The 9,788-nt window shown below is 72.6% G+C and carries 8 protein-coding genes; 6 read left to right on the top strand and 2 right to left on the bottom strand.

The annotated features are described in order from the left end of the window. Positions 1–273: 273 nt before the first annotated feature. The gene (locus tag AB0M20_RS12650) at positions 274–498 is read left to right on the top strand and encodes a biotin/lipoyl-binding carrier protein (protein WP_364297448.1); all 225 of its coding nucleotides are present in this window, start codon (positions 274–276) and stop codon (positions 496–498) included. Positions 499–502: 4 nt separating this feature from the next. On the opposite strand, the gene AB0M20_RS12645 is transcribed toward AB0M20_RS12650, so the two are convergent. Beyond that, on the bottom strand, positions 503–2,173 hold the full coding sequence (locus AB0M20_RS12645; RefSeq protein WP_364297444.1) for a tetratricopeptide repeat protein: 1,671 nt from the start codon (positions 2,171–2,173) through the stop codon (positions 503–505). A gap of 225 nt (positions 2,174–2,398) precedes the next feature. On the opposite strand from AB0M20_RS12645, the gene AB0M20_RS12640 reads away from it, so the two are divergent. From AB0M20_RS12640 to AB0M20_RS12620, 5 genes are all read left to right on the top strand, one after another. Then, positions 2,399–3,433 (top strand): SIS domain-containing protein, encoded by a 1,035-nt coding sequence (locus AB0M20_RS12640; RefSeq protein ID WP_364297446.1) that lies wholly within the window; start codon positions 2,399–2,401, stop codon positions 3,431–3,433. Between the two features lie 26 nt (positions 3,434–3,459). Beyond that, on the top strand, positions 3,460–5,028 hold the full coding sequence (locus AB0M20_RS12635) for a histidine kinase N-terminal domain-containing protein (RefSeq protein ID WP_364297442.1): 1,569 nt from the start codon (positions 3,460–3,462) through the stop codon (positions 5,026–5,028). 300 nt (positions 5,029–5,328) lie between these two features. Continuing rightward, on the top strand, positions 5,329–7,011 hold the full coding sequence (locus AB0M20_RS12630; RefSeq protein ID WP_364297440.1) for a nitrite/sulfite reductase: 1,683 nt from the start codon (positions 5,329–5,331) through the stop codon (positions 7,009–7,011). A 166-nt stretch (positions 7,012–7,177) separates the two neighbouring features. Beyond that, a complete protein-coding gene (locus AB0M20_RS12625) occupies positions 7,178–7,924 on the top strand; it encodes a phosphoadenylyl-sulfate reductase (RefSeq protein WP_364297438.1) in 747 nt (248 codons plus the stop codon). After that, positions 7,906–8,646 (top strand): CbiX/SirB N-terminal domain-containing protein, encoded by a 741-nt coding sequence (locus AB0M20_RS12620; protein WP_364297436.1) that lies wholly within the window; start codon positions 7,906–7,908, stop codon positions 8,644–8,646. The genes AB0M20_RS12625 and AB0M20_RS12620 overlap by 19 nt, the downstream gene beginning before the upstream one ends. On the opposite strand, the gene AB0M20_RS12615 is transcribed toward AB0M20_RS12620, so the two are convergent. Continuing rightward, entirely contained in the window at positions 8,614–9,516 is a 903-nt protein-coding gene (locus AB0M20_RS12615; protein WP_364297434.1) for a GNAT family N-acetyltransferase, read from the bottom strand. The genes AB0M20_RS12620 and AB0M20_RS12615 overlap by 33 nt on opposite strands. Positions 9,517–9,788 lie beyond the last annotated feature (272 nt).

The following is a 9,788-nucleotide window of genomic DNA, read 5'->3' as shown; positions in this document are numbered from 1 at the left end:
GACGAAGCCCCGCCGGTGATCCGTCGGGGCTTCGTTATGTCTCAGCTGTTCGGCCGCTTGCCGTGGTTGGCGCTGCTCTTCTTGCGGGCCTTCTTCTTACGGGCCTTCTTCGCCATGATGACTCCTCTCGACGGCCCCGATGGTAGTCGAGCTCGGTCTTCAGTCCGGTCAAGGGTGGTGGCGGGGTTGAGGACGGCTTATCCACAGCCTGAATTCCCCCTCCGCCGAACCATGATTGGATACCTGCACTAGCAGGCGCCGACGAAGGAGTGCATCGCCATGGCTGAGGAAGTCCGCGCCGAGATGGTGGCCAACGTGTGGAAGGTCGTGGCCTCCACCGGCGACGCGGTCGCCGAGGGCGACACGCTGGTGATCCTCGAGTCGATGAAGATGGAGATCCCGGTGCTGGCCGAGTCCGACGGCACGGTGTCGCAGCTGGCGGTCAACGAGGGCGACGTCGTCCAGGAGGGCGATCTGATCGCGGTGATCGACGGCTAGCTGTTCAGCGGGTGAGCCAGCGCAGCAGCTGACGGCGGACCGGCCGGGTGCGTCGCTGCCGCTGGCGCGGGATCCGCGGGCGGGTGCGGGCCTCCTCGGCGGCCACGACCTCCGTCGCCAGGTCGCGGGCTTCGGCGCGCAGGCCCGGGGTGGCGAGCGCGAGCTGGGCGACCGAGCATGCGATCGGCGACGCCGCCAGCGGCGGCTTGTCGCGCCGGTCGTCGGCCTCGCCGCTGTCCGTGCGGCCCTCTTTCCGGCCGTCCTTGCCTCTCGGCGCCGCGATGCCCATCAGCCGGCCGGTGATCAGGGCGCGCACGTCGGCCCGGGCCTCCGGTTCCACCCAGGCATAGGTGACCATCGCGAACATCGCGGCCTCGGTGATGGCGTCCGCGCCGCCCATCGCCAGATCGATCAGCCGGCGCCGGCGGGTGGAGACCATCCACGGCTCGTCCGCGCCGTGGTGTAGCAGGCCGATACAGGCCCACACCCGGGCCGCGCGCCGGTCCGCCTCCGGGCCCTCCGGCGGGTCGGCTACCAGCGCGATCAACTGGTCGGGCTCGACCAGCACCAGGCTCACCGCGGCGTCGTAGGCGGCCGGCGGGTGCGGCCACGTCTGCCGGGCCACGCGCAGCAGGCGTTCCACCGAGGTGGCCGTCGGGGCCGCCGTGGTGGGTGGCCGCCGGCGCTGGTCGGGCAGCTCGCGGGTGATCGGCGGGACGCCGCTGAGCCAGGGGGTGACGCTGCAGCACTCGGCCAGGTCGGTGTGCTCGTGCGTGTCGTCGGGGTGGTCGCGGGCGAAGTCGGCCAGCCGGACCAAGTGCTCGAGGTCGCCGTCGGCCCGGTACCGCAACCGGTGGGCGGTGTGCACCGCGCAGTCGAAGGTCGGGTCCTTGGCCAGTGCCCGGTCGATCCAGGCCAGGGCGTCGTCCATGCGACCGGCGTCAGCCAGGGTGCCGGCGATGTCCGCGTACACGGAAAGGTCGTCGGGGTCGTGGGCGACGGCCCGGCGCAGGGCCGCCAAGGCCTCGCCGACGCGGCCGGCGCTGCGGTAGGCGTAGCCGAGCCAGATCTCGGCGAGCTTCGACGGCCGGGCGCGCGCGCCGCGCAGCGCCCAGTCCACCGCCAGCGTCACCTCACCCGCGCGGCGGGCCAGCGCCGAGCCGGCGCCGAGCAGCAGCGCGTGCGCCGGATGCACGGCGATCGCATGGGTCACCACGGTCAGGTAGGGCCGCAGCACCTCGCCGGCCGCCTCGGGCTCCGGGTCGCCGATCGAGGTGCACAGCCGCATGACGTTGCGGGCCAGCAGGTCGGGCTCGACGCGCAGGCCCAGCGTCGGGTCGGTCACCCACGGCACGCCGGCCCAGTCGCGGCCCGGCGTGTGCCCGCTGGCGGCGAAGAGCAGCGGCAGACCGTCCTCGGGGCGCCCGGCCGCGGCGAGCAGGTGGGCCCGCGCGACGACGGCGCCCACCGGGGCGTGCTGCTCCAGCGGGAAGAGGTCGAGCGCGCCGCCGGCCCGGGCAGCCAGGTGGCTGAGCATCTCGTGGGCCTCGGGCAGCGTGGGCGCGTGCGCGAGCGCACCGGCCAGGTGGGCGGCGGCATGGCGCATCTCACCGCGCTCGATCGCCGCGCGCGCCTGCTCGAGGTCGCGGTCGGCGGAACGCCGGGAGTCGTCCATGGCTGTCGGGGGCCTCTTCCTCCGCGCGGAGCGGATGTGCCAATTACTGCAAGTTGCGCGGGCCGCGCCACCGAGGCGAAGCCTAGGCGACGATCCTCGATATGTCAGTCCCGGGCTCGTGCGCAGTACTGCTCGAAAGTTTGCTTCACAGCGCCGTTTCGTGCACGATTGCGCATGGACCAAGCATCGACGAAGGAGGAAGCGGTGGCGGAGCGTGGCGCGGGGATGGCCGCGGACATCGCGGAGCAGCCCGAGGGATATGCACGTCTGCTCGAGGGTGAGCACGCGGCAGCGATCGCCGACGTCGCGGCGAAGGTGGCCGAGCGGCGCCCGCGGCACGTCGTCTTCGTCGGCCGGGGCACCTCCGATCACGCCGCGCTCTACGGGGCCTACCTGACCGAGATCCGACTCGGCATCCCCGTCGGGCTGGCCTCACCGAGCACGGTCACGCTCTACGGCGCCCGGCCCGACCTCTCCGACGCGCTGGTCGTCGGGGTGAGCCAGAGCGGCGGGTCGCCCGACCTGACCGAGGTGCTCAAGGTGGCGCGGGAGACCGGGGCGCTGACCCTGGCGGTCACGAACAACCCCGATTCGGTGCTGGCGACGACGGCCGAGCTGTCGCTGGACGTCGCGGCCGGGCACGAGCGGGCGGTCGCGGCGACGAAGACCTACACCGCCGAGCTGCTCGCCCTGCTGCTGCTGATCGAGGGCATCCGGGGCGGTGACGGCACGCCACCGCCCGAGGAGCGTGCCGCGCTGGCCGAGCTGCCGGCGCTGGCCGAGCAGGCGCTGGCCGATCGGTCGGCGGAGGATCTGGCGCAGCGGTACCGGTTCGCGTCGCGGATGGTGACGACGGGACGCGGGTACGCGTACCCGACGGCGCGCGAGACCGCGCTGAAGCTGATGGAGACCTCCTACCTCCCGGCGCTCGCCTTCTCGGGCGCCGACCTGCTGCACGGGCCGCTGGCGATGACCGACCCCGACGTCCCGGTGCTGGCCGTGGTCGGCAGCGGGCCGGGCGGCCGGGCGATGAGCGACGTGGTGCGGCGCCTGGGCGAGCGCAGGGCCGACGTGGTGACGGTCGGCCCCTCCGACGTGCCGGGCGCCTCCGGGCGGCTGGCCGTGCCGGCGGTCGACGAGCGGTACGCGCCGCTGCTCGACATCCTCCCGATGCAGCGCCTGGCGCTGGCTCTGGCGCTGGCCCGCGGCGAGGACCCGGACGCGCCACGCGGCCTCAAGAAGATCACCGCGACTCTCTAGAAACAAACCCGTGGCAGGCTGGCCGCGTGTCCACCCTGCGCGATCTGGCCGAGGAGCACACCGGCCTGGGCCCCGCCGACATCGACCAGCTGCACCGGCTGGCCGGTGACTGGCAGCTGCTGTCCGACCTGTCCTTCGCCGACCTGCTGCTGTGGGTGCCGGTCCGCGCGGCCGAGGGCGATCCGCGGGCGTATCTGTGCGTCGCCCAGGTGCGCCCGACCACCGCGCCGACCGCCTACCAGGACGACCAGGTCGGCAAGATCGTCGGCGGGCCGGAGATCGCGCACCTGGACATCGCGCTCGCCCAGGGGCGGATCTGGCGGGAGGGCGACCCGGTCTGGTACGGCGACACCCCGGCCCGGCACGAGGCGATCCCGGTGCGCAAGCAGGAGACCGTCGGCCCGGCCGAGTACGCCGAGGTGATCGCCGTGATCGGGCGGGACACCAACCTGTCCACCGCGCGTACGCCCAGCCAGCTCGAGCTCAACTATCTGACCACCGCGGACGACCTGGCGCAGATGGTGTCCGACGGGACCTTCCCGCCGCCGCGGCACCCGGGTGAGACCACTTCCGCCCCGCGGGTCGGCGACGGGCTGATCCGGCTCGACGCGGCCGGCAAGGTCACCTACGCCAGCCCGAACGCCCAGTCCGCGTACCGGCGGCTCGGTTTCAATGCCCATCTGGTCGGCGAGGAGCTGTCCGTGCTGTTCAGCCGGCTCGCCGCCGACCCGCTGGAGGGCAACGACGCGGCCGAGCGGATCCTGGCCGCCCTGCGCGGCGAGTCACCGCCGCGGCAGGAGGTGGAGGCCCGCGGCGCGACAGTGCTGATGCGGGCGCTGCCGCTGCTCCCGGCCGGTGTGCCGATCGGCGCGCTGGTGCTGGTGCGGGATGTGACCGAGGTGCGCCGCCGCGACCGCGCGCTGATGACCAAGGACGCGACGATCCGCGAGATCCACCACCGGGTGAAGAACAACCTGCAGACCGTGGCCGCGCTGCTGCGGCTGCAGGCCCGGCGGGTGGACATCCCGGAGGCGCGGACCGCGCTGCAGGAGTCGGTACGCCGGGTCGCGTCGATCGCGCTCGTCCACGAGACCCTCTCGATGTCCAGCGACGAGGCGGTGGAGTTCGACGGGATCGTGGACCGGGTGGCCACCGCGGCCACGGAGGTCGCGTCGACCGAGGTGTCGGTGAAGATGCGGCGCGAGGGCACCTTCGGCGTGCTGCCCGCCGAGATCGCCACCTCGCTGGTCATGGTGCTGAACGAGCTGCTGATCAACGCGGTCGAGCACGGCTTCGCCGGCGAGGAGGAGGTGCCGCAGCGGGACGGCTCCGGCGTCAGCCCGGTCAAGGGCGGTGCCGAGGACGGCAGTGCCGAGGTCGTGGTGACCGCGCACCGGTTCCGCAAGCAGCTGCACGTCACCGTGGCGGACAACGGGCGCGGCCTGCCGGCCGGCTTCACCGCCGACAAGGGCCGGCTCGGTCTGCAGATCGTCCGGGCGCTGGCGACCGGCGAGCTGCGCGGCAGCATCGAGCTGCGCAACCGCTCCGGCGGCGGCACCGAGGCCGTCCTCGTCGTGCCCCTGGGTAAGCGCTAGGCAAGGCTTGCCTGTGTGCCCCGCGTAACACTCCCGCAATCTGGACCGCACTGGCCGACAATGCCTGTGCCGTGGCAGGCTTACCCGCATGACCGCTGCAGTTGACCGCCGCTTCGTGGCCCGGCGCCACGTGGACTACGGCCGTGTCCGCAGCGCGATGTGTCCGGCTTCCTGACGCCGCCCGATTTCGTTTCGGGTGCGGATGACGCGCCGGCTCCCTCCTGACACCGAAGTCACGAGCCTCTCCACACAGCCGAGAGCGTTCCTCCGTGCCCACCTTGAGCAGGAGGAACGCCCGACATGGCGCCCGACAGCAGAACGGCAAGACCGCGCAAGGCCCGTGGTGAGGGTCAGTGGGCGCTCGGTCACCGCGAGCCGCTGAACCCGAACGAGCGGATCAAGAAGGACGACAACCCGCTGAACGTCCGGGCGCGCATCGAGAACATCTACGCGCACAACGGCTTCGCCTCGATCGACCCGCAGGACCTCCGCGGCCGGTTCCGCTGGTGGGGGCTCTACACCCAGCGCAAGGCCGGGATCGACGGCGGCCGCACGGCCGTGCTCGAGCCGCACGAGCTCGAGGACGAGTACTTCATGCTCCGCGTGCGCATCGACGGCGGCGGGCTGAACCTGACGCAGCTGCGCACCATCGGGCAGATCTCCAGCGAGTTCGGCCGCGACAGCGCGGACATCACCGACCGGCAGAACATCCAGCTGCACTGGATCCGGGTGGAGGACGTGCCGGAGATCTGGCGGCGGCTCGAGGCGGTCGGCCTGGAGACCACCGAGGCGTGCGGTGACTGCCCTCGCGTCGTGCTCGGCAGCCCGGTCGCGGGCGTGTCGGTGGACGAGGTGATCGACGCCACCCCGGCGATCGACGAGATCCTCCGGCGCTACATCGGCGACCCGCGGTATTCGAACCTGCCCCGCAAGTTCAAGACCTCGATCGGCTGGCTGGCCGACACGCCGTACGAGACCAACGACATCGCCCTGATCGGCAGCCACCACCCCGAGCACGGCCCCGGCTTCGACGTGTGGGTCGGCGGCGGGCTGTCCACCAACCCGCGACTGGCCGAGCGGCTCGGCGTGTGGGTGCCGCTGGCGGAAATCCCGGACGTCTGGGAGGGCGTGGTCGGGATCTTCCGCGACTACGGCTACCGCCGGCTGCGCAACCGCGCCCGTCTGAAGTACCTGCTCGCCGACTGGGGCGTGGCGAAGTTCCGCGAGGTGCTGGAGAAGGAGTACCTCTACCGCGAGCTGATCGACGGGCCGCAGGCCGAGCTGCCGGACAAGCCGATCGACCACATCGGCGTGCACAAGCAGGTGGACGGCCGCAACTATGTGGGGGCGGCGCCGGTCGTCGGGCGTACGTCGGGCAAGCAGTTGCTCCAGCTCGCCGATCTGGTCGAGGCGGCCGGGTCGGACCGGGTGCGCCTCACCCCGTACCAGAAGCTCCTGGTCCTCGATGTCGCCGACGCCAATGTGGAGGGTCTGATCCGCGGGATGCGCGACATCGGCCTGGAGGCGCGGCCGTCGTCGTGGCGGCGGGGCACGATGGCCTGCACCGGCATCGAGTACTGCAAGCTGGCGATCGTCGAGACCAAGGCGCGCGGCGAGGAGCTGGTGGCACGGCTCGAGGACCGGCTGCGCGACTTCGACGCGGACATCTCGATCCACATCAACGGCTGCCCCAACGCCTGCGCCCGCACCCAGGTGGCGGACATCGGCCTCAAGGGCCAGCTGGTGATGAACGCGCACGGCGAGCAGGTCGAGGGCTTCCAGGTGCACCTCGGCGGCGGCCTGGGCATGGCCAAGGGTGAGACGGCCGGCTTCGGCCGCAAGCTGCGCGGCCTCAAGGCCACGGCGGAGGAGCTTCCGGAGTACGTGGAGCGCCTGGCCCGCCGGTACCTCGACGACCGGGAGTCGCGGGACGAGACGTTCGCCAAGTGGGTCGTGCGCGCCGACGAGGAGCTCCTCAAATGAGCGACGCCCGATCCACACCGCTCTACTGCCCCTACTGCGGGGAAGAGGACCTGCGGCCCAACGAGGCGTCGCACGGCGCGTGGGAGTGCCACTCCTGCGCACGAGTTTTCACGGTCAAGTTCAACGGATTGCTGTCCAGGGGTTTTCCTTCTAAGGGAGTGGACCGATGACTGTCGTGACCGCCGCGGGGCTGGGGTTGGTGACGCTAGGCGCGTTTCCGTCCCCGAGCTCCGCCGATCTGGAATCGCTGGCGCTCGACGCCGCCGCCGCGCTGGAGGGCGCGCCGGCCGAGGAGATCGCGAAGTGGGCGACCGACACCTTCGGCGCGCGCTTCTGCGTGACCAGCTCGATGGCCGACGCCGTGGTGGCGCACGTCTTCTCCCGGGTCTCGCCGGGCGTGGACGTGGTCTTCCTCGACACCGGCCTGCACTTTCCCGAGACGCTGAAGGTGCGTGACACGGTCGCCGCGACGATGAACGTGAACGTGCGCTCGATCCGCCCGCGGATGACGGTGGGCCAGCAGGACGGCGAGTACGGCCCGCGGCTGTTCAACCGCAGCCCCGACGAGTGCTGCTACATGCGCAAGGTGGAGCCGCTGGAGCGGGCGCTGGCCGACTACGACGCGTGGGCCACCGGCCTGCGGCGCGACGAGTCGCCGACCCGGGCGAACACGCCGGTGGTGGCCTTCGACCCCAAGCGCGGCAAGGTGAAGGTCAACCCGATCGCGGCCTGGACCCAGCGGGACGTGGACGACTACGTCGCCCGCTGGGACGTCCCGGTCAACGAGCTGTTCAAGCTGGGGTACGGGTCGATCGGCTGCTGGCCGTGCACCCGGCGCACCAAGCCGGGCGAGGATCCCCGCGCCGGCCGCTGGGCGATGTTCGAGAAGACCGAATGCGGCCTTCACGTTTAGGCGTGGTGCTGGTCGCGCACGGGTCCCGTGACCCGCGCGCGGCCGCCGCGACCTCCGCGCTGGCGTCGGCGGTCGCGGCCGCGCACCCCGAGTGGGAGGTGCACGCCTCCTATCTGGACCACGCCGGGCCGCGCCCGCTGGAGGTCATGCGCTGGCTGGCCACCACGGGGCACCGCCGCGTGGTCGTCGTGCCACTGCTGCTGACCGCCGCCTACCACGGCAAGGTCGACGTGCCGGCCGTGGTTCGCTCCGCCGAGGAGGAGCTCGGGCTCGAGGTGCTGCTCGCCGACGTGCTCGGGCCGGTCGCCGATCTGCCGGTGGACGGGCTGCTGGTGGACGGGCTGGTTCGCCGGCTCCCCGCCGCGTCGTTCGACGCCGCCGTGCTGATCGCCGCCGGCACCCGGGACGCCGCCGCGCGTGCCACCGTCTCGGCCGCGGCGTCGGTCCTGGGGGAGCGGCTCGGGGTGCCGTGCACCGTCGCGTACGCCTCCGCCGCGCCGCCCCTGGCCGCCGATGCCGTGGCGTCCTTCGGGCCGCGGGCGCGGGTTGTGGTGGCGTCCTACTTCCTGGCGCCGGGGCTGCTCTACGACAACGCCGTGGCGTCGGCGCGCTCGGCCGGTGCGGTGGCCGTCGCGGCGCCGCTGACCGACGCGCCGGAGCTCGTCACGCTGATCGCGCGCCGGGTCTCGTCAGTGCTCGCCCGCCGGCTCGTCGCCGCCTAGCAGCTCCATCCGTTTCGCGTAGCGCGGGATCCGGCCGGTCACCCGATAGCCGCACTTCTCGTACAGCTCGACCGTGCGGTCCTGGTTCTCCTGGGTCGTGCGAATCGTGGCCGTCCTGATCCCCTCGGCGGCCAGCCGGCGCAGGCTCCGGTGCAGGAGCACCTGGGCGAGGCCCTGCCGGCGCCGGCGCGGCAGAACGGCCACATACGGCGTGTCCGCGCTGCCGTCCGCGCGGCGTTCGTTGGTCGCCAGCGCGGCGATGCCCTCGTCGTCCCAGGCGACCAGCCAGAGATCGGTGTCCCGGGCCTCCGCGCGGTAGTCCGCATAGGACTGTGCGGAGAAGCCGAGCCCGTGCCGGGCGAAACAGGTGACGATCGCCGCGTGGATCAGCGGGTGGTGCTCCTCCTCGACCGGGCGCAGCTCGAGGCCCTCCGGCAGCGGGCGGTCCTCGGCGCCGGCGGTGTCGCGGGCCAGGTCCACCAGCGAGAAGCGGACCCGGTAGCCGGCGTCGTGCAGCAGGGCAAGTCGGTCGGGGCGGCTCGCGTCGGCGTTGGTGCCCAGCAGCGGGCGGCCGGGGCCGGGCTCGGCGCGCCAGTGAGCGGCCGCCTGAGCCTCCTGGGCGGCCAGCAGGCGGCGGCCGACGCCCTGCCGCTTGTGGGCCGCGTCGACGGCGCCGGAGAGCCGATAGAGCCGGGTGCCGTCGGCTTCCTCCCACCAGTCGATCCGGCCGAAGCCGACGACTTGGCCGCCGTGCTCGGCGATCAGCGTGAGCGGGTCATCAAGGCTGGGGGCGCGGGCATCGTCGGCGGCCGCGATGGCCTCGATCGCGGTGCGGTCCGCGGCTCGCGGCGGCCGGGTCTCGATGTGCACCGTAGGGACGCTAGCCAGCCCGCCGCCCGCGGTCGATCGATTTGAGTCGGCTGTGGATAACCGCGAAACCTGTCACACCCGGGCCGTAGCCTCGGACCCACCCAGTGCCGGGGTGGGGGAGGCGGCGGCTCGCGTGTCGGCGGCGGGCGTGTCGGCGGCGGGCGTGTCGGCAGCCCGCGCGTCGGCAGCCCGCGCGTCGCCCAACCGTAAGGAGCCAAAACAAATTAGTTTTCGTGTGAGCGAATCCGAATATTTAAAGTTAAGGCAATCTG

It is taken from the genome of Actinoplanes sp. NPDC051633 (assembly GCF_040681735.1).
Lineage (GTDB): Bacteria > Actinomycetota > Actinomycetes > Mycobacteriales > Micromonosporaceae > Actinoplanes.
The sequence above is the reverse complement of the archived record's forward strand: the minus strand, read 5'-3'. Positions and strand labels throughout refer to the sequence as shown.

Excerpts from the sequence above, each read along its gene's own strand:
- AB0M20_RS12620 (WP_364297436.1), top strand. The coding sequence starts at position 7,906 with ATGCGGCCTTCACGTTTAGGCGTGGTGCTGGTCGCGCACGGGTCCCGT.
- AB0M20_RS12630 (WP_364297440.1), top strand. The coding sequence starts at position 5,329 with ATGGCGCCCGACAGCAGAACGGCAAGACCGCGCAAGGCCCGTGGTGAG.
- AB0M20_RS12625 (WP_364297438.1), top strand. The coding sequence starts at position 7,178 with ATGACTGTCGTGACCGCCGCGGGGCTGGGGTTGGTGACGCTAGGCGCG.
- AB0M20_RS12645 (WP_364297444.1), bottom strand. The coding sequence starts at position 2,173 with ATGGACGACTCCCGGCGTTCCGCCGACCGCGACCTCGAGCAGGCGCGC.
- AB0M20_RS12640 (WP_364297446.1), top strand. The coding sequence starts at position 2,399 with ATGGCCGCGGACATCGCGGAGCAGCCCGAGGGATATGCACGTCTGCTC.